The following is a 20,559-nucleotide window of genomic DNA, read 5'->3' as shown; positions in this document are numbered from 1 at the left end:
ACTTTCCCTCACTTTTTAGCGATGGTTTTTGAATTCCCTTCAATTAATTGACCTTTATAAATTATCTTTTGCACAGGTTTTTGTCCTACTTCTCTTAATAATTTTTTATAATTTTTTTCATCCTTATATGAAAGAAGCGTTATCACTTCTCCATCAGCACCCGCTCGGCCAGTACGTCCAGAACGGTGCAAATATTGTTCAACTGTATGAGGCAAATCAACATGAATCACATGAGTAAGCCCTTCAATATCTAATCCTCTTGCGGCTAAATCTGTTGCGAGCAAAATGCGGGCTTCACCTTTACGGAAATTATCCAAAGATTTTTTGCGCTCTTCTTTATTCATATCTGCATGAAGGGATACTACTTTTGCATCTTTATATTTTAATTTCACTTCTTTTAATAATAATTGATCCAAATTATTGATAAAAGCAAGGCCTCGTACCCCTTCCATATTTGCGAGTCTTCTTAACACATCCGTTTTTTCTCGCTCATCCACTTTCACAAAGGAGTGAACGACTTTCCCCACTTTTACCATATCTTCCGGTTTAATTTGAATGTTGATAGGATCTTTCATCATTCTGCTAGCAACTAACCGAATCTCATCAGTTATCGTCGCTGAAACAAGAACGACTTGTCGGTTTGGAGATGCTCCTTCAATAAAGGATTTCACGATGACCCGATAATCTCTGCTCAATAATTGATCACATTCATCTAATACAACGATTTCGATTTCTCTCAATTTTAATTTGTTCGCTCTTACTAATTCATTTAATCGACCCGGTGTCCCTACAACGATGGTCGGTTTTTTCTTTAGTTTCTCAATTTGACGAGCCATATTCGCTCCACCAATGAGCTGTTGGACGGTAATATCTGTTCCAACAATCCATTCTCGAATCACTTCTACAATTTGCATAGCCAATTCTTGAGAAGGTGCGACGATTAAAGCTTGCGTGCTTTTTTTTGAACCGTCCACTTTATTTAATATAGGTAATACATAAGCTAATGTTTTCCCTGAACCCGTTGGAGATTCGGCAACAATATCTTTTCCCTCCAACATCGCTGGAATCATTTGCTCTTGTACTTTCATTGTTGTTTCAAATTTCCACTTTTTTTGCAATGATTCATTCAATAAATTGATAGCTGACATCAGCATTCCCACCTTCCCAAATTTATTTTACCACATTTCGGAAAATATCAACCGTTGTTACATCCATTCTTTCCTAAAGTGTTCAAGTTATTTATAAATAAATAGCAACCTTATTAGCGTTCACGAAAAAAGAATTCGCTTAAGTACTAGTTATAGCCTCCCCAATTGAGGCTGCCTTCATATAAGCGAATTCTTTCTGTTCATTTTATTTTTTTACTTCATATCCACAGCTACGAATTGCTGTTTCTGCAAGTACGATTAATGAGTCTATGTAACGACTTCCTAATTGCAAGTTTTTATTTACAACGGACAACTCTGTACATCCTAAAATAATGTAGTCACAATTGAGCGCAACAACTGCATCTTCCACTTCATTCCACCGTTCTCTCGTAACTTCTTTACCCGATTTTACATCATCATAAATAATGGACATGACGAGTTTTTGGGTATTTTCATCTGGAATGACTGGCTCTATCCCCTCTTCAATCAGCGCCTCTTGATAAACATTTGATTGAATAGTGCCATCCGTTGCTAATATTGCTACTTTCTTCGCTTCAAGTTTTCGTGCCTGTTTCGCTGTTTCCTTAATCATATGAATAACAGGTATAGGCGAACCTTGTTGTATTTCATCATAAAATGTATGCGCTGTGTTGCATGGTATACATACTAAATCAGCACCATATTCTGCTAACTTTTTCGCATCTTGAATAATAATGGGTACTGGATTTCGATTGGATTTACCTAAAATAAAGGCTGTACGATCCGGAATTGATGTATCATTGTCAATAATCGTATGAATGTGTTCTTGATCTGATGTTGCCTTTGTTAGGCGGACGATTGTTTCCCCAAGAAACATCGTTGCAAGTGGGCCAACGCCGCCAATAATTCCTAAAGTTTTTTTCATTATTCTGCCAAACCTTTTTTATTAAAGTATTTTTTATATTTTCGGTAATAATTTAATTTATTTAATGTTAGTTTCATCCAACGTTTTGCATTCATATCATATGAATAATATAGGGAGTTTGTCCATTTGCCTTCTCGAATTAATTTTTTCGCTTCAATTTTTAATTTTTCATTTGTAGTATATTTAAATAATACGCCTTTAGGAATAACAAGCCATAAATGTTTGTTATCGGCATATGTTAACTCTTGTTTAATATTAAACACATGATCATCCGCAACATATTTCATAAGATTATATCCAGCAGCTGTTACAAAATAACTTGAACGTCCATTTCGCAAATTAATTTCAAATAAATTGTATTCTCCAGTTCTCGGATCTAATTTCATATCGAAATTGGCAAAGCCCGTATATCCGATATCTTCAAGGAAATGACGTACACGATCCATTAATTCCTTATCGTATGTAGTAATGATCGCTGCGTAACTGCCAATCCCTTCAGGTGAATGCTCCTCTAAAATCGGATTGCCTAAACACATTAATTTGACTTTCCCGTCTTTTCCTACATAAGCATTTAAAACGCGCATATAAGAGTCGTCGCCAGGAATGAACTCTTGAATAATTAAATGATCTTTATAAGTAGAGCTGTAAATAGCATCTAATATAGCATTTTTTTCTTTTTCATCGTGGGCAACAAATACCTTTTTCTTTCCCGGGAAAGAACATGCCCAATAGGCTACAGAATTAGATGCTTTGATGATAATTGGATAATCGAATGGAATTTCAAACTCTTTATAATTTTCATAGCTAATAATCGTTGTTTTTGGATATTTAAAGCCATATTTATCGCACATTTTATAAAAGTTTTCTTTTAATAAGATTTGATCCATTAAAGATTCATCAATATATGGAACAATAAAGTGCTTTTGCAATTCAGGCTTATTTTTAATGATTAATTTTGCATAATCGTCTCCGCAAGCAAGAAGCAATAGTTTTATATCTTTATATTTTTCTGCAATGTTCTCTAATGCTGGTAAAAAGGCTTCTTGCTTATTAAAATTGTCCACTTGTTCAAAGATAATGATTTTGCTGTCCTGTGTTGCTGTTAAGTGAGAGCGTCCCACTACGATTGATTTTATTCCATATGCTTCATGGAAGGCGCGTGCCATTCCATAGGCATTCATATCTGAACCACATAATACAGGTAAAAACGGTTGATTCATTGCTTCTTCATCTCTCTTCATCTTTACTTTTTATTTTTACAGACAAATTTCTTGACTAAAATGAAAGTAGCACGAAATGGTATCAAAATCAATTATTTGGATAGGTAAAACCTAACTAATATCATTCGTTTGCAATAAAGAAGTTGATTGTCCAATACGGCCTTGTGCCATCAAAGGCTACCCCCGTAAAAGCGTGTGTATATTGCTTAAATAAAATGTTTTCCCGATGCCCTTTACTATTCATTAACGCTTCATGAGCATAAATCGTGTTATATGCACCTGCTGCTAAGTTTTCTCCTCCACCATGGATAAAATTCATACCGTCAGCAAGCATTCGCTCTAGAGCATTTTTTCCGTCGCTACCTGTATGAGAAAAGAAATGATTTTTGACCATATCCATACTATGTTTTCTCGCCGTTTCCCTATATTGTTGTGCGCTTTTTAGCGGTGGTACTCCAAAAATGACCCGCGCTTGATTCATTAGCTCAACCATTAAATTTTCAAAGCCTTCTTGACGAGCTTCCACGCGATAATTACCATAAAAACCTTCTTTTTTCATCTCGTATTCTTCTTCTATCCAAAGTATTGATCTCACTACATCACTTTGGAATTGATCAAAAAAGAAAGTAACATATTTACCTTCAATTAAGTAGATTGCATGTCCATCATCTTTTGCTAAAATATAAGGCGTATTATTTTTTAATATTGCTTCAATCCCTTTCCCATAAAGCCGTAAGACGTCCTCTTTATCACTTTCTCCAATTGTAATGTCAAATAACTCCTTTCCTATAATTGTGCTGTAGAAACCAACAACTTCATTTTTTTCATTGACTCCCTCCAGCTCTAACTGTTCGTTTTTTCCGATCTGATTCCAAACAAAATCGTACTCTGACGGGAAAGTTGCTAATACATTTTTACTTGCTAGTTGCTTTTTTTCTTTAAATTTAGGTTCTTTGGAGGCTAAAATTTCATCTAATCCTGTAACTTGCATTGTTCGATAAATGAAACTAGCAAATTGGCCATTTGTTACAGGTTGATTTGGCATAAAGTAGCCGTTGCTTCCTTTCGTAATTCCTAGTCCGTATAATGTATAAATATAGTCATATGCCCAATGTCCTTCAGGAACGTCAATAAATGATGGAGTCTTACTAGAAGATTGTAAATTAAATGTATTGACTAGTATTTTTGCTAATTGAGCTCGATTTAATGATTCCTCTCCTTTAAAACGACCATGATCTCCATCAAAAATTCCTACTTCATAAGACCAAATAATAGATTCATAGTAAGGATTCGTTGATAACACATCAATAAATGGTTGCTCCTCATAATCCCTAATTTTCTTTAACTGGTCTTTGAATAATGTATGTATTACTTTTGCAACATCGCTTCTGGATATACTTTGATTAGGATAAAATTGATTCCCTTCTATATAATCATAAACGTTTAACTGATTTAAATAATTCGTGCTTTCATAATGATCATTAAACACATCTGTATCTATAAATACTTTCTCTGCATGGACATTAATAGGACTTAAAATTAATAATCCACACAGAACCAATGTATGAAGTAGAATGATAAAATGTTTCATTAATATCTTTTCCCCTTTCAAAGTCCCCGTCTGACTCTATTATAAGATTAAAAGATTGTGATTTCTGTAAATTTTTATACAAAGTTAAAAGGTAGTAATCTTTACCATGGAGATTTTAAAGTAAATAAAAAAGATGCAGTTTGCCACTGCATCTATGCATTATCAAAATGTTCTTTCTCATCAGGAGATTCTTTTCGAAACACTTCTTCTAAAAGTTCATCTCCTTCAGCTTTTACCCGTTTATTTAATTCGTCCACCGCTATCGCGTCCACCGTTTGCATGTCTTCATGCAAATCAAAAAGGCTGATATTATCTGATGGTACGCGGTCGGGTTTTTCTTCATAAGGCATTTCAGCAAATCTCTTTTTTGATTCTGGAAGCGATTCTTTTTTCATATCAACAACACACTCCTTTTTTGTAGTATGTGTTGATTGTGCTTCTTTATTCAAAATCAACGTCACGCCATTAAATAATCCAATTTTTCAGCAAATGTCACATTATTTGGATTCCATTTTCTAATTGGACATTGATACACTTTATAAGGCAAGCCAATTGCTCTTACGAATTCTACAAATTTCCCATCAAACCAAGGTGGAGTCCATGCTCCCGAACGACAAATATGAATAACATTCGTTTTAATTCCTTCATATAAATCTTCAAACTTCAAATATTGAATATTAAAAGCTTTATTAATTTCATTAAAAAATTCTGGTTTTTCTTTTGTAAAAGGACTGTAAATAATATATGCTTTTTGAATTATTCGATTTTGCAAAAGTTTTCCAAGCCAATTTGCACAGTTAACGTTAAATTGTAAGGAAGCAAGTCCTCCATAGCCTAAGTCAGAATGAGCATCAAATAGATATACTTCATCGACTTCAAATTTTTCTGCAATTTTGTAAGATAACGCATGAGAATCTGACACATATATTCTCACTTGCTGATCCCATCGGAAAATTTGTTTAATTTTATTCCAGAATTGATCGACATCTTTTGAAAGAAAAAAAGACTTTTCAAAATCTTTCCCAAAAGATTTGTATTGGAAGTATTTTTTGTACCATAAGTCATGAATAGTTCTTTTATTTTCAACACTTGAAGTAATTTCTTGATTTTCAGCGGAAATAAAATAGTCCCAATCAATTGACAACAAACTTGCCACTACTATCCCCTCCAAAAACCATATAAGTGTTGACAATAAAATCGTAATACTCAAAAAATTAAATTTCAAACAATCCCTCTATTTTTTGAAAAAATAGACAAATTTTTAGAGAGTATGCTTGTATTTTGATAGAATGATAAATATAGAAAAGGAGGTATCTTGTAATGTATGATGTAGCCATTATCGGTGCAGGACCAGCTGGAGGAAGTGCTGCAATTTTTACTGCAAAGGCAGGTAAAAAAACAGTTATTTTAGATAGCGACCAAGGTGTTACAAAACGCGCAATGCTTTACAATCACTACGGCGTTAAAGAAATAACAGGTCCAGAATTAGTGAAAACGGGAATTGAACAAGCGAAAAACTATGGTGCTGAACTAATCGAAGCAAAAGTAACTGGTATTTCCAAAACAGACAAAGGATTTAAATTGCAATATGAGAATGGTGAAGTGGAAGCGAAACATATCATCCTTGCAACTGGATTTTTAACAGACTTAGCTGAAAGTGTTGGATTAGCAACAAAACCTGGCACTGAGCCAAGAGTTAAAACAATTTTTGATGTGGACAATGAAGGCAGAACAAATGTAGAAGGGATTTGGGCTGCAGGTACTTGTGCAGGTGTGAGTGTCCATACAATCATCACTGCTGGCGACGGTGCAAAAGTGGCAATCAACGTCATTAGCGAATTAAACAGCGAACGTTATGTTGATCATGATGTTTTGAAATAAGTTTAAAGAACCCTTTAAGTTAAAGAGGCTGTCTAAAAAGTGATGTTTAGACAGTCCCCTTGCAATAAGAATTGTGGAAACTGGTTTATACACTTAAGCAAAGATAATATTATGATGATGTAGAGGTGGAGGAGTCTGGAAAGTTTTCTAGGCTCCTCTTTTTTCTACTAGTTTATATGAAATTTTATTAATCTTCCTGTCTGCGGATATTAGTCATTCTAGGGAATTTATTAGCCATTCGGAGCTCGATATTAGTCAACTTCATCCATATATTAGCCAACGAAAAAATTTGGGGCTTCCAGTTTGCAGATATTAGTCATTCTCAGAAACTTATTAGTCATTCGGAGCACAATATTAGTCAACTTCCTCCATATATTAGCCAACGAAAAAATTTGGGGCTTCCAGTTTGCAGATATTAGTCATTCTCAGAAACTTATTAGCCATTTGGAGCATTATATTAGTCATTCTCATCCAAATATTAGCCAACGAAAAAATTTTGAGCTTCCAGTCTGCAAATATTAGTCATTCTTGGAAACTTATTAGCAATTCGGGACATGATATTAGTCAATCCCATTCAAATATTAGCCAACGATACTCAACCATATTGGTACTTCCGCAAAACTTGATGTATTGTTGTACAAAATGATAGAGGGTTTCCTGCAAAGGCTATAACGCAAACAGGAAACCCTTTCTCTATTCCTCTTTAGGCTTTTCTATAGTGCCATCAGCAAATTGGGCAAACCTGCCCGCATTCCTTTCGTTAACGGGATCCTGTCTATCCCATTTCCAGCCTCCAAATTTTGTCTTATTATATTCGGCAAAAGTGGCATAAATCTCTTCTTTTTTATTCATTACAAACGGGCCATATTGGGCAATCGGTTCATTTATAGGTTCTCCTTCTAAAAGGAGTAAGGAGCTGTTTGTATTACCGTTGTGGATAACAATTTCTTCATCTCCAACAAGTTTACAACGGTAAGAAGCTTGAATTGTTGCCCCTTCAATTTGAATTGTATTGCCTTCGTAAAAATATAAGTTCCTGTTAATAGTACTTGATACTTTAGGCAGTGTAAATGTTGCTCCTGGTGCCATATGTATCAAATAAATTCCTACATGATGCGACTCTTCTCTTGCCCATGAAGCTAAATTTGGCTCTAATGCTTTGATGCCGTACATTTCACCCGCAATAATTTTTACTGTTGTTTTGTTGCCATTGTTAAGATTCTCAATTACAGGTATATCTTCTTTCCAAAACATTCGATATTCCGGTTCTGCCTTTTTTCCATTTCGGTCTAGGTTTAACCAAATTTGAAACAATTCAAGTGGATTCGACTGTTCTCTATTCACAAGCGGAAACATTTCTGAATGTTGGCACCCCTTGCCCGTCGTTAGCCATTGAACATCGCCGCTAGCATAACGACCAAAACAACCTTTAGAATCAAAATGATCAACAACACCTTGAAGAACAATCGTTACTGTTTCAAATCCTTTATGGGGATGAGCGGGAAATCCCGGAACTGATTTTCCATGATACATACGAAATCCATCTTTTAATTCAAAATCTTCCCCTAAGTTTCTTCCTGCTAACCTCTCTTTGTCTACCCCTTGTTCATCGTTGCCTGGTGGATAATGATCTTTGTGATATACGGTTAAAATAAAAGGGCTTTCTGTAGTCCATTGCGTTCCTAATTTTTGTAAACCAATAATTTTTCGTTTTTCCATAAAAATCACCTTACTAATTTTTCCTACTATTCCCATACTAACAAATTTTGTTTTAGATAAATTATTTTATATGGTACAAAATGATGAAAAACGCCTCAAATGAAGAGGCGTTTTTTATTTTATTGATTAGGCTGATTCTTTTTGTTACGTTGTTGCGGTTGGAATCCACTTTCCTCTGCAATTTCTTCTCTTACTTGTTGAATATTTGTTCCAGCCGGTGTTTTAGCAGGCGTCGGATTTGGTTGCGAATTTGGAGTTGCAAAACCGCTTTCCTCTGCAATTTCTTCTCTCACTTGCTGAATATTTGTTCCAGCTGGTGATTTCACTGGCGTCGGATTTGGTTGCGAATTTGGAGTTGCAAAACCGCTTTCCTCTGCAATTTCTTCTCTCACTTGTTGAATATTTGTTCCAGCTGGTGATTTCGCTGGCGTCGGATTTGGTTGCGGTTTATTTGGAGTTGCAAAACCACTTTCTTCTGCAATTTCTTCTCTCACTTGTTGAATATTTGTTCCAGCTGGTGTTTTACCTGGTTGACTTGGTTGAGCAAAAGTTTGGTTTCCAAAACCACCTTCTTGAGCTATTTCCTCTCGTACTTTTTGAGGATTAGTACCGAAAGTTGAACTACTTTTTCCTTGTGCATTTTGACGTTTTACTTCTTCAATATCTGTTCCAGTTTGAGTAAATCGTTTATTGTTATTAGCCATAAAAACACCTCCAAGATTGTTATGCCTTTATCATGCTAAATTTGCAGTTAATTATTCGTGTAATGTTCCGTATATTTTTTTCCAAATGGAGCACTTTATATTGAAAAAAATCTTTGTTCGAATGAATATCGTTATTAAAGGCATAGCAATAGAGGGTCTTTTTGCTTTCAACATGATTTATCATTTTCTTTTTTTCCCTTTCATACAATAGTGCATGTCCTAATGTGGAGGAATGTTCATGTACTATTTACAAAAGGGACTAGCTATTATGATTGGCAGCATTTTATTGGCAATTGGCATTAACCTTTTTCTTGCACCTTATGAAATATTGGACGGTGGGATTATCGGGCTATCCCTTATTTTGCATTATCTTTTTAACCTCAAAATCGGATTGATGGTCATTGTGTTAAGCACGCCAATTTTTATTTTGGCATGGTTCAAATATAGACGATATTTTTACAATAGTGTTCACGGTTTACTAACTTCTTCTGTAATTATCGATATTTTCAAGCCCCTTCGTTATCTCTTAGACATAGAAGCCTCTTTTGCTGCAATCATTGGTGGGATATTTGTGGGGCTTGGTATAGGCATAATGCTTAGATATGACACAAGCACTGGTGGAACTGACTTACTAGCTCAATTCATCAGCGACAAAACAAAAATCAATGTTGGATTAATTATTTTATTTATTGACTCCATTATTGTCTTGATCGGAGGGCTTTTACTATCTGCAAGCACCTTGCTGTTATCAATTATGGCCATTGTTACTGTTGGAATCACAACTAGTGCTGTAACCAGCAAAAGATAAAAGGTTTACCTTAAATTCTTTATATGTCCTCCATCGCCTTTCTTTTGAAAAAGTCAGGCTTTGTTTCTGCTAAAATGATGGCCAATAATATTAAAATTGCTCCAATAATCATTCTTCCAGTTAATACTTCACTTAAAATCAAAACAGAGAAAACCATTCCCCATAACGCCTCTGTTGATAAAATAATTGCAGTTTTTGTTTCGCTCGTATATTTTTGCGCCGTCGTTTGAAAACAATACGCGAGTGTCGTCGAGAATACTCCTAAATATAATGTGGATAAAATACCTTCCCATTCCAGTGAGAAATAGATTTCTCCTTTTCCAATGACAAAAATCCATGCAAAGAGTGCTGCTACTCCCATTTGCACAACGGTAAGCAAGATTGGATCTTCATCTTTTACATATTTGGAAGTGTAATAAATTTGATAAGCAAAGCCAAAAGCACATCCCAATGTTAGCAAATCACCTATATTAATTTTCCCCACTGATAATTGCAACGATAAAAAAGCAATTCCGATAATGGCTAAGAACGCTCCGGACATTTCAAATTTATCGATTTTTCTTTTATCCATAATTAATGCAATAAAGGGGACTATCACAACGTTAATAGCAGTAATGAAAGCATTTTTTGACGGTGTTGTATATTGTAAACCAACCGTTTGTAATAGAAATGCCAAGTATAATAGAAATCCTAATATAAAACCTCTCAATAGAGTCGATTTCTTAATGTTTCTCAGCCTCTTATAAAATATAAAACTTAAAATTAATACACCAACGGAAAATCGAACAGCTAGTATTTGGTAAGGGGTTAAATAGTCTAACGAAATTGCGCTGAACACAAATCCGCTCCCCCAAATAATCGCTGTAGTAAAAAGCATTATTTCTCCAATATATTTACTCATAGCCGCCTCCATAAAGACATTTATAAAATCAAACATTATTTATCCATTTTAGCATGTAAAATGTACTAATTTCTAAATATTTATATTTTTGAAGAATAATGAAAAATTTCAGAACATGCATTTATTAAATAATCATTGTGGTAAAATTATGGATGGTTTATAAAGTTGAGTTCATTATGAAAGGATGTACCCCTTTTGATTCAGTCTGTCCTCTCCAATATAGCTGTAATTTTATTAATGCATTTAACCATGACCTTCATATGGGATTATCAAAAAAAAATCCCGCCTTTCTATAGGAAAGTCATTTCAATCTTTTTAAATTCTACTTGTGTAATTGTACTTTTTTATTTACCAATCCATTTAAATGAAAACTATTTCGTCGATATGCGATTAGTTCCTTTAGCCTTTTTAGCATATTTACAAGGATGGATTGCAATACCAGCATTATTAATTGCTTCTACATGGCGCTTCTTCATGGGGGGAGATGGAATGGTTCCAGGAATTTTGTATGGCATGATATTGCCGACGTTCATCGCCCTTATCTTCCACCATCGCTCAAACATCAAAAAACACTATATAGAAAAAATATTTATTGTTCTTTTATGCTGGTTCGTTTCAGATTTCCCTATTATATTTATCGTACCGAATGGATGGGAGATTTTTAAAGACACAGCAATATTACGAGTATCCTCCATTGTTGTTACCTCAATCATTCTATATACATTCATTATGCAAGATCGACAACGCAGATTTTTGAATAGTCATCTAGAAAAAATGGCTGATGAAGATCCGCTCACAAAACTAGTAAATAAAAGAAAGTTCTATGAATTAGTAGAAGAGAAGGTAAATACTTTAAAGCCAAATCATTACATAGCGATGATCGACATTGATCATTTTAAAAAAGTAAACGATACTTATGGTCATTTATTTGGAGATAAAGTATTAGTAGAAGTGGCTAAAATATTAAGAAAATATGAGTGCAAAAATTTAGTCGTTGGTCGCTTTGGTGGAGAGGAATTTATTGTATATATAGGAGAATCGGATTTGATAACTGCTAAAAATATACTGGAAAAGATACGAAAAGATATTAAATATACTTCCTTCCCTTATAGCACCGTTGAGAAAGTTAACATCACAGTTTCGATTGGCTTATCACAATTTAAGGGCGAAATGAATTTAATAGAAACAATTTATCATGCGGACCAAAACTTATACAATGCGAAAAGAAATGGAAGAGATCGCCTCGTTTACTCAACATAATGACCTGGTAGACATTGCATACCAGGTCGTTTTTATTCTTCAACAATTGTTGAGTTAGCGACAATTCCTATTGTACTTTTTCCTTTTTTGATTTTTTAGCACCGATTATACCTGGTACGAATAATATGTGTTTAGTTATTAAGGGCTGGAGGTGTTATCGTGATTCATTATGTGAGACCTGGTGAGACCCTTGTACAAATAGCAAGAGATTATCGAATCGAGTATCTAGTACTTTTGGAAAACAATCCTCAAATCACAAATCCGGATTTGTTATACATTGGTCAGCCTATTAATATACCAGGTTTGCCAGATCCAAGTACAATTCCATATGAAATCGATATTTCAATAAATAATCGTACATTATCCTTATATAATAATGGCATCTTAGTAAAAACTTATCCAATTGCTGTAGGACGAATGCTTTTTGAAACACCAACAGGAAATTTTGTCATTGTTAATAGAGCACCTAATCCAGGCGGCCCTTTTGGTACAATGTGGTTAACTCTTTCCAAAGAAAGTTATGGAATTCACGGAACGGATGATCCAAGTTCAATAGGCTATGCTGTTTCAAGGGGTTGTGTTCGGATGTTAAATGCAGACGTGGAAGAATTGGCAAGCATTGTACCAAATGGAACAGCTGTATATATTCATTATTAATTCATTGGGGGCGTCTAAAAAAACCGATGAGATGTCCCCTTATTTTGTACCATAATTAAATTATGTGGCCCGCTTATCAATACTTGTATAAAACTATTATAGTTTTTCAATCTCTAGCTACTTTGTTTCTCATTGCTTTGTTATTCACGCATAATTATCAAGATTACGCATGTTTACATTCTCGTAATTTTTGTTGGAAAAGACGAGAAGATTAATGATGAACCCAACTATTTACCGCTACCTTTTCTCGCTGATCTCGTTTAATGATAATACTAAATTTCTTATGCCAATTTTTACATTCTTCCCAAATTTCCTCAAATTCTTCTGATTCAGTATCAATGCCTCGCTCGTCCTCATAAAACACAAATTCAATAAGCGGATTGGACAAATCATCAACAATTAATTTTAAACTTAATTTATTTATAACATCTTCTTCGTCAACATCATCATCACTATATAATTCTTCATCATCATTTAATATTGACCATCCATGAATACCACCTTTTGATATTAAAGAATAGATATTATCGTTAACACTAATGGCACACTCATAAATTTCATCAAATGCATAACTTTTCTTTTTAAAGTTAGACTCAACATCTTTTCTTTTCACATAGTAAAACGTTTTTGAATAATCGTCTAACAAAATAGCTGATAAACAATCTTCTGATACAGCTCTTCGGTTATGGGGAATTCGTTCCAACTTTTCAATCGTATCCTTTTCGATTTTTTCTTGATAGCGTTTTTCTTCCTCTCGCCTTTCAATAATCCACCAAAGGAAAATTCCTAATGCAACAAAGAAAAAAATATTGTTTCCAGATTCCATCCATAAAAACAAATAAACTATTTCCAACACGCATATTATGAGAGACATTCAATATCACCTCTATTAAAGTCATTAACCAAAACTTCAATCTTTCTATTAGTTATTAAACATACTATTCGCTGAATTCTTATTTATGATTGTTAATTAGAATTTTTATCTAAATACCCCATTCGGTAAACGAAATTTATTTTGAATCCTCCATTTTCATTAGACATATTTCTCGATTAAATATAATATACTCATAGGGGTATTTTAAAATTAAAAAGGGGGAGAATATATTGAAGAATGTCATAGTTTATACGACAAATAGTTGTCCTTATTGTGTGATGGTGAAAAACTTTTTGAATCAACAACGTATTCCTTTCGAAGAAATCAATGTGGAAGCGAAGCCTGAGCTAATGTTAGAGCTAGTAAATAAAACAGGACAAATGGGGGTTCCTCAAATAGAAATCGATGGTCAATGGATTGTTGGATTTAATCCTAATGCCATTATGAATGCATTAAATAAATAAATTTATTGCCTGTATCCTTCACTAAAAGAGGATGCAGGCTTTTTCTTTTTTCTACTGTATATGAAATAAAAGAAAAACCAATACTGTTAAAAGAATTTTAATGGATTGAGGGGATGATTTTGTCATCTAAACATATGCTCTCTATATTTGCATTAGGTGGTATCAATGAGATTGGAAAAAATATGTATGTAATTGAATATGGAGATGATTTGGTTATTGTCGATTGTGGGGGGAAATTCGCTGATCGAACATTTTTAGGTGTTGATTTAATCATTCCTGACTTTACCTATCTGTTAGAAAATGAACATAAAATTCGAGGAATCATTGTTACCCACGGACATGAAGATCATATTGGTGGCATCCCTTATTTATTGAAAAAAATCAATGTTCCTGTATATGCTACACGCTTTACATTAGGATTAATTGAATTAAAGCTGAAGGAACATAAAATTTTACGGGAATCAACATTGATTGAAATTCATTCAGAATCTGAATTGAATTTTGGACAAATCCAAGCAACTTTTTTTAAAGTGAGCCACAGCATTCCTGATTGTCTAGGAATTGTATTCAATACGCCAGAAGGAAAAATTGTCCATACTGGCGACTTTAAATTTGATCTCACACCAGTGAATAAGCAATATTCACAAATTCATAAAATGGCGAAAATTGGAGATGAAGGGGTATTATTACTCATCTCTGAAAGTACAAATGCAGAACGACCTGGATCAACTCCTTCTGAAAAAGAAGTAGGCAAACATATCGAAGAAACATTCTTTAATGCATCAGGAAAAATTATTATCTCTACTTTTGCTTCCAATGTAAATCGAATTCAACAAATTGTAGAGGCAACAATCAAAACAAACCGAAAACTTGCACTTCTTGGCAGAAGTATGGTAAACGTCGTCAGCGTTGCCAAAAGATTAGGTTATATCGATATTCCTGATTGGCTGCTTATTGATGCACGTGACGTTAAACAATGGCCATCTGAAAGGGTGGTTGTATTATGTACCGGCAGCCAAGGAGAACCCCTTGCTGCTCTTTCACGTTTATCGACGAATAGCAATCGAGATGTTCGAATAGATCCTGGAGATACGGTCATCTTTGCAGCATCACCAATCCCTGGCAACGAAAAAGACGTCACCAAAATCGTTGATAACTTATTCCAACTAGGTGCCAATGTTGTTTACGGTGCTGCTAGCAAAACAGGGATGCATGTATCCGGACACGGCTATCAAGAAGATTTAAAACTAATGTTGACATTAATGAAACCGAAATACTTCATTCCGATTCATGGAGAATATCGCATGTTACATCTGCACGCTAAATTAGCCGAAGATGTTGGGGTAGATCGTAAAAATATTTTCATATTGAATAATGGCGATGTGGTGGATATTCAATTTCAGGAAGCTCGCCAGACACGAAAAATACCAGCAGGAGACGCATATGTTGATAGCTTTGGTGAAGAAGGAATTGAAGATATTGTTTTGAGGGATAGAAAACAACTTTCAGAAGAAGGCATGCTTGTCATTGTCATCACCATTAATAAGTCGGACGGTAGCCGAATTTCTGAACCTGATTCAATTTCTAGAGGGTTCGTTTATGCGAAAGAATCGGAACAACTTATTCGTAATATTAACGAAATCGCAAAAGGGGCTGTCGATGCATTTAAAGACCCGAACATTTTTGCGATGAAGAAAGCCATCAAAAAGGAAGTTGGTCAATATTTGTATGATAAAACGAAGAAAAAACCGATGATCTTACCAATCATTATACCAATATAAGGAGTGTTAACCATCATGACTAACAACCAAGAAAAACAACTTACCAATATTGAAAATGATGATACATTAACAAACCGACAAGGTCATCCAATCACAAACAATCAAAACATTCGTACGGTCGGGAATCGTGGTCCAGCTACGTTAGAGAACTACGATTTTATTGAAAAAATTAGCCATTTTGACCGGGAAAAGATACCAGAACGCATCGTTCACGCTCGTGGTGCCGGTGCACATGGTTATTTTGAAGCTTATGGTACAGTAGGTGATGAACCAGCTTCTAAATATACAAGAGCGAAGTTATTCCAAGAAAAAGGAAAAAGAACACCAGTGTTTGTTCGTTTTTCAACTGTTGTTCATGGTACACATTCTCCTGAAACCGTTCGCGACCCTCGAGGTTTTGCAGTAAAGTTTTATACTGAGGATGGCAACTGGGATTTAGTTGGAAACAATTTAAAAATCTTCTTTATTCGGGATGCAATGAAATTCCCTGATATGATTCACGCCTTTCGCCCAGACCCAGTGACAAACATACAAGATGCAAAACGATTCTTTGACTTTTGTGCAAATTCTCCTGAAACGTTTCATATGGTAACTCTTGTCTATTCTCCGTGGGGAATTCCTGCTAACTATCGCATGATGCAAGGTTCCGGAGTAAACACATATAAGTGGGTCAACAGCGAAGGAAAAGCAGTTCTTGTCAAATACCATTGGGAACCAAAACAAGGCATTAAAAATTTAACGACAAAAGAAGCGCAAGAAATTCAAGCGAAAAATTTTAACCACGCAACACAAGACTTATACGAAGCAATCGAAAAGGGAGATTACCCTGAGTGGGAACTGTTCGTCCAAATTATGGAGGACGGGCCGCATCCTGAGCTTGATTTTGACCCACTAGATTGTACTAAGCTTTGGCCAAAAGATCAGTTTCCTTGGTTACCGGTTGGTCGATTAGTATTAAATAAAAACCCAGAAAACTATTTTTTAGAAGTTGAACAAGCCGCCTTTGGAACAGGAGTACTCGTAGACGGATTAGATTTTTCAGATGATAAAATGCTCCAAGGAAGAACATTCTCTTATTCTGATACGCAGCGATATCGCCTGGGAGCTAACTATTTGCAATTACCAATAAACGCTCCAAAGAAGCGGGTTGCAACGAATCAAGAAGGCGGATTCATGCGTTATCATAATGATAAAGGCCCAAATCAAAACTTGCATGTAAACTATGAACCTTCAAGCATGGGAGGCTTAAAAGAAGCAGAGCAAGTTGGAAAAGAATATACGCCTATGATTGAAGGGAATCTCGTGCGAGAATCGATTGATCGAACAAACGATTTTAAACAGGCTGGAGAAACATATCGTAATTTTGAACAATGGGAAAAAGATGAGCTTATTAACAATCTCGTTAATGACCTATCCATCTGTCCAAAAGATATTCAAGAAAAAATGATTTCTTATGCTGAAGCTGCCGATGAAGAATATGGTAGACGTTTAAGAGAAGGTTTAGAAGCCAAAAATAAAGAAAAACATCATGAAGAAATTGCAGAAGAGTTTCATCCACTTGGCGCTTACAACGCGAAAAAAGCGGTAGAACAAGCCATTCAGAAAGGAAAAGATACAAAATCTTATTAGGACATTTCCAAAAAATAATCACCTTTCAATTGTATAGGTGATTATTTTTTCCGTTTTTCGTTTCGTCAGACGTTTTCCGAGGAGCCCATCTTCACACTCCTCGGAGCTTTGTATTGTTTGACGCTTTTCACACAGGAAATCTTTGTGACTGTCACTTATTTTTCATCGCAGATAAATTGCGACTAAGCGTGCGCTACAGAGAATCGCCGCTTTCATTTCAGATAGCCTATGCTCTAAAAGAAAGTTTGCTGAATACTAAAAAAATTAAGCCCATGAATCTAGTTTTTCATGAGCATTTTTTAGAAACCATTATAATGTCTTCCTTGTATTTCGTTTTCCATCATATGAATAGAGAATAGGTTTATTTTCAACAACTGTTTCTAAGTGAACAGAACGGCCCCAAAGTTGATAAATATATGGCAACACATTTTCTAAATAATGAGGGTCTAATTCCATTCCTTCGTAACAATGTTTTAAATACAATTCTCCATTTCTTAAATAATCACCATCTTCTACAACGATGTACGGGAATCCTCCATTCACCCTCATTGAAACTAGTTGATCTCGAATATTTTCATAATCCTTATCGGTAATTTGATACGTATTCCCTTTTTTCTCAAATAAATACATATCTTCTTGATCCACAAGTTCCTTTGTTAAATAATTTCGAATGAAGGAAATATCCGATTCAATTTCTCGCACTTCAAAGATTTTTTCCCGACCTGATCCAGGTTTTACGCCCATCTTTTTCATTTCTTCTGTCGGATTGTCATAACGTCTTTCAATATCTTCAAAGATTTTCAATCCTAAATAGTATGGATTGATTGACGTTCTTGATGGTTGAAGTACACCAGCATTGAGTTTTGCATATTCAATGGTTTCTGCCGTCGTTAAATCTAATTCTCTCATAATTCGTTGGTGCCAGTAGGATGCCCATCCTTCATTCATAATTTTTGTTTCAAGCTGTGGCCAGAAGTATAACATTTCTTCTCGCATCATTGTAAGAATATCCCGTTGCCACTCATCTAACTCTCGGCTGTATTGTTCAATGAACAACAACAAATCCTTTTCCGGCTTCGGTGGGAATTTCTTCTTTTTTATTTTCTTTCGATTTTCTTCTTTTTTCCCTTCTAATTTTTCATCTAAATTCCATAAATCATCATATGGGGTTTGAATAAGGATGCTGCTCTCAACTTCATCTTCTTCCTCTTCGTATATTAAATGTGGACGAACTAAAGAGGGATCAATATGTTCTTGAATGGACAGGACCGCATCTAAAAATTGTTCCACTTCATATTTTCCGTACTCCCTCTCATAGCTAGCAATGCGTTCAGCTGTTGCTGTCATGCTTTCAACCATATCTCTTCTTGTATTAGAAAAGCGAATATTATTTTTAAAGAAATCACAGTGGGCTAATACGTGGGCTACAATTAATTTGTTTTGCGTTAGTGTATTGGACTCTAACAAAAAGGCGTAACAAGGATCCGAATTGATGACAAGTTCATATATTTGACTGAGACCTAAATCATACTGCAATTTCATTTTGTAAAATTGCTTTCCGAAACTCCAGTGGGAAAATCTTGTCGGCATTCCGTATGCACCAATTGTATAGATGATATCCGCAGGGCAGATTTCATAGCGCATAGGGTAAAAATCTAACCCGAATCCAATAGCTATTTCCGTAATTTCATCAATTGCTTTTTGAAGCTCTTTATCCAAGAAAACTCACCTCTCTTTGGAAAATCAAGCATTTGCTTCTTGTTTACGGAACATGCTTTTTAACGCCTCATATACATCGCTTTTTTGACGAATAATATAGTGGCGAAATTTCGGGTTATCGATTTTTTTATACGTATTCATTAAAGTGGAATAACGATTTAAAGCGTTTACTTCCCCATATCCAAACATTTGGGAAACATCCATTAGTTCGTTTACGAGCTTTAAACATTTTTCATTGTCACTGGACATGTTTTCACCATCTGAGAAGTGAACTGGGTAAATATTATATCGACTTGGACTATACTTCATTTTTATAAGTTCAATGGCTTTTGAATAGGCAGATGAACAAATTGTTCCACCACTTTCACCTTTTGTGAAAAATTCCTCTTCTGTCACTACTTTTGCTTCTGTACTGTGGGCAATAAACTCTATTTCAACTTTTTCGTATTTTGAACGTAAAAAGCGAGTCATCCAAAAGAAGAACGTGCGAGCACAATATTTTTCAAAATTCCCCATTGAACCACTCGTATCCATCATCGCTAAAACTACTGCATTCGATTCTGGTTTCACTACTTCGTTCCATGTTTTAAATCGCAAATCTTCATCTGTAATCGGTGCGATTGCTGGTTTCCCTTTTAGGGCATTTCGTTTAAATGCTGAAAGAATGGTGCGTTTTTTATCAATATTTCCCATTAATCCTTTTTTACGAATATCGTTAAATTCAATTTTTTCTGTTGTAATATTCGATATTTCCTTTTGTTGCAAATTTGGTAATTCTAATTCGCTAAATAGGATGTTTTGTACCTCATCAAGACTAACTTCTGCTTCATAGTAATCCTGCCCTGGAAGGTTCCCTGCTTCTTTCCCCTTTCCAGGCCCTAGAGCACCTTGGGAATCCCTTGCAACAATATCACCAATTTTGCTATTCCCTTGCCCTTGACCAACATGTTTAGACTTCCCATAGTTATACCGGATTTTATATTCATCGAGAGAGCGGATTGGAATTTTAATCACTTCACGACCGTTTGACATGATGATGCTTTCTTCACTAATTAAATCTGGTAAATTATTTTTAATAGCTTCTCTAACCTTTTCCATATGACGTTGTTGATCTTGATAACCTTTACGATGTAATGACCAATCTTCTCGAGAAACAATATAGCTTTTATTATCGTTTTTACCCATCTCATCATCACCCATCTTTCATGACTTTCCTTAATCTATCTGGAAAATCACTTTTTTTATCATATGCGGGAGTTTTATGGAATTACCACTTCATTTTGAAAATAAAAAAGTGCT

The 20,559-nt window shown here is 34.9% G+C and carries 19 protein-coding genes; 7 read left to right on the top strand and 12 right to left on the bottom strand.

Annotated features, from left to right (window positions below; translation table 11 throughout):
• Window positions 1-8: 8 nt before the first annotated feature.
• From NSQ18_RS10010 to NSQ18_RS09985, 6 genes are all read right to left on the bottom strand, one after another.
• Window positions 9-1,148, bottom strand: coding sequence for a DEAD/DEAH box helicase (locus tag NSQ18_RS10010; RefSeq protein ID WP_016837910.1), 1,140 nt, complete (start codon window positions 1,146-1,148; stop codon window positions 9-11).
• Window positions 1,149-1,353: 205 nt separating this feature from the next.
• Window positions 1,354-2,052: an amino acid racemase gene (locus NSQ18_RS10005; protein WP_016837911.1), complete on the bottom strand. Its 699-nt coding sequence runs from the start codon at window positions 2,050-2,052 to the stop codon at window positions 1,354-1,356.
• Window positions 2,052-3,293, bottom strand: coding sequence for an ATP-grasp domain-containing protein (locus tag NSQ18_RS10000; protein ID WP_339287926.1), 1,242 nt, complete (start codon window positions 3,291-3,293; stop codon window positions 2,052-2,054). The genes NSQ18_RS10005 and NSQ18_RS10000 overlap by 1 nt, the downstream gene beginning before the upstream one ends.
• A gap of 100 nt (window positions 3,294-3,393) precedes the next feature.
• A complete protein-coding gene (locus NSQ18_RS09995) occupies window positions 3,394-4,863 on the bottom strand; it encodes an S-layer homology domain-containing protein (protein ID WP_016837913.1) in 1,470 nt (489 codons plus the stop codon).
• A gap of 152 nt (window positions 4,864-5,015) precedes the next feature.
• Window positions 5,016-5,258, bottom strand: a complete 243-nt coding sequence (locus NSQ18_RS09990) for a hypothetical protein (RefSeq protein WP_016837914.1) — start codon at window positions 5,256-5,258, stop codon at window positions 5,016-5,018.
• A gap of 62 nt (window positions 5,259-5,320) precedes the next feature.
• The gene (locus NSQ18_RS09985; protein WP_016837915.1) at window positions 5,321-6,019 is read right to left on the bottom strand and encodes a hypothetical protein; all 699 of its coding nucleotides are present in this window, start codon (window positions 6,017-6,019) and stop codon (window positions 5,321-5,323) included.
• A 164-nt stretch (window positions 6,020-6,183) separates the two neighbouring features.
• Here NSQ18_RS09985 and NSQ18_RS09980 point away from each other — a divergent pair, with 164 nt between their 5' ends.
• Window positions 6,184-6,744, top strand: a complete 561-nt coding sequence (locus NSQ18_RS09980; RefSeq protein WP_016837916.1) for an FAD-dependent oxidoreductase — start codon at window positions 6,184-6,186, stop codon at window positions 6,742-6,744.
• Between the two features lie 693 nt (window positions 6,745-7,437).
• Here NSQ18_RS09980 and NSQ18_RS09975 read toward each other — a convergent pair.
• The gene (locus NSQ18_RS09975; RefSeq protein ID WP_016837917.1) at window positions 7,438-8,463 is read right to left on the bottom strand and encodes a pirin family protein; all 1,026 of its coding nucleotides are present in this window, start codon (window positions 8,461-8,463) and stop codon (window positions 7,438-7,440) included.
• A 119-nt stretch (window positions 8,464-8,582) separates the two neighbouring features.
• Complete coding sequence (locus NSQ18_RS09970) at window positions 8,583-9,167, bottom strand: hypothetical protein (protein WP_339287920.1); 585 nt, start codon at window positions 9,165-9,167, stop codon at window positions 8,583-8,585.
• A 238-nt stretch (window positions 9,168-9,405) separates the two neighbouring features.
• Here NSQ18_RS09970 and NSQ18_RS09965 point away from each other — a divergent pair, with 238 nt between their 5' ends.
• The gene (locus NSQ18_RS09965; RefSeq protein WP_016837919.1) at window positions 9,406-9,975 is read left to right on the top strand and encodes a YitT family protein; all 570 of its coding nucleotides are present in this window, start codon (window positions 9,406-9,408) and stop codon (window positions 9,973-9,975) included.
• Between the two features lie 19 nt (window positions 9,976-9,994).
• On the opposite strand, the gene NSQ18_RS09960 is transcribed toward NSQ18_RS09965, so the two are convergent.
• A complete protein-coding gene (locus NSQ18_RS09960) occupies window positions 9,995-10,876 on the bottom strand; it encodes a DMT family transporter (RefSeq protein ID WP_016837920.1) in 882 nt (293 codons plus the stop codon).
• Between the two features lie 237 nt (window positions 10,877-11,113).
• Between NSQ18_RS09960 and NSQ18_RS09955 the strand changes: the two genes are divergently transcribed.
• Both NSQ18_RS09955 and NSQ18_RS09950 read left to right on the top strand, forming a co-directional pair.
• Complete coding sequence (locus NSQ18_RS09955; protein WP_339289651.1) at window positions 11,114-12,136, top strand: diguanylate cyclase; 1,023 nt, start codon at window positions 11,114-11,116, stop codon at window positions 12,134-12,136.
• Between the two features lie 159 nt (window positions 12,137-12,295).
• On the top strand, window positions 12,296-12,793 hold the full coding sequence (locus NSQ18_RS09950; RefSeq protein WP_016837922.1) for a L,D-transpeptidase family protein: 498 nt from the start codon (window positions 12,296-12,298) through the stop codon (window positions 12,791-12,793).
• Window positions 12,794-13,004: 211 nt separating this feature from the next.
• Here NSQ18_RS09950 and NSQ18_RS09945 read toward each other — a convergent pair whose 3' ends face one another.
• The gene (locus NSQ18_RS09945; protein ID WP_016837923.1) at window positions 13,005-13,667 is read right to left on the bottom strand and encodes a hypothetical protein; all 663 of its coding nucleotides are present in this window, start codon (window positions 13,665-13,667) and stop codon (window positions 13,005-13,007) included.
• Between the two features lie 230 nt (window positions 13,668-13,897).
• Between NSQ18_RS09945 and NSQ18_RS09940 the strand changes: the two genes are divergently transcribed.
• The 3 genes from NSQ18_RS09940 to NSQ18_RS09930 all read left to right on the top strand — a co-directional run bounded on the left by NSQ18_RS09940 (window position 13,898) and on the right by NSQ18_RS09930 (window position 17,541).
• The gene (locus NSQ18_RS09940; RefSeq protein WP_016837924.1) at window positions 13,898-14,131 is read left to right on the top strand and encodes a glutaredoxin family protein; all 234 of its coding nucleotides are present in this window, start codon (window positions 13,898-13,900) and stop codon (window positions 14,129-14,131) included.
• Between the two features lie 116 nt (window positions 14,132-14,247).
• Complete coding sequence (locus NSQ18_RS09935; RefSeq protein WP_026019038.1) at window positions 14,248-15,912, top strand: ribonuclease J; 1,665 nt, start codon at window positions 14,248-14,250, stop codon at window positions 15,910-15,912.
• A gap of 15 nt (window positions 15,913-15,927) precedes the next feature.
• Window positions 15,928-17,541, top strand: a complete 1,614-nt coding sequence (locus NSQ18_RS09930) for a catalase (protein WP_096552323.1) — start codon at window positions 15,928-15,930, stop codon at window positions 17,539-17,541.
• 309 nt (window positions 17,542-17,850) lie between these two features.
• On the opposite strand, the gene NSQ18_RS09925 is transcribed toward NSQ18_RS09930, so the two are convergent.
• Both NSQ18_RS09925 and yhbH read right to left on the bottom strand, forming a co-directional pair.
• Window positions 17,851-19,260, bottom strand: coding sequence for a SpoVR family protein (locus NSQ18_RS09925; protein ID WP_016837926.1), 1,410 nt, complete (start codon window positions 19,258-19,260; stop codon window positions 17,851-17,853).
• Window positions 19,261-19,284: 24 nt separating this feature from the next.
• Complete coding sequence (yhbH, locus tag NSQ18_RS09920) at window positions 19,285-20,445, bottom strand: sporulation protein YhbH (RefSeq protein WP_026019039.1); 1,161 nt, start codon at window positions 20,443-20,445, stop codon at window positions 19,285-19,287.
• Between the last annotated feature and the right edge of the window lie 114 nt (window positions 20,446-20,559).

It is taken from the genome of Ureibacillus sp. FSL K6-0786, from assembly GCF_037965165.1.
GTDB lineage: Bacteria > Bacillota > Bacilli > Bacillales_A > Planococcaceae > Ureibacillus > Ureibacillus thermosphaericus.
Note: the sequence above shows the minus strand (reverse complement) of the source record. Positions and strands in the feature narration are given on the sequence as shown.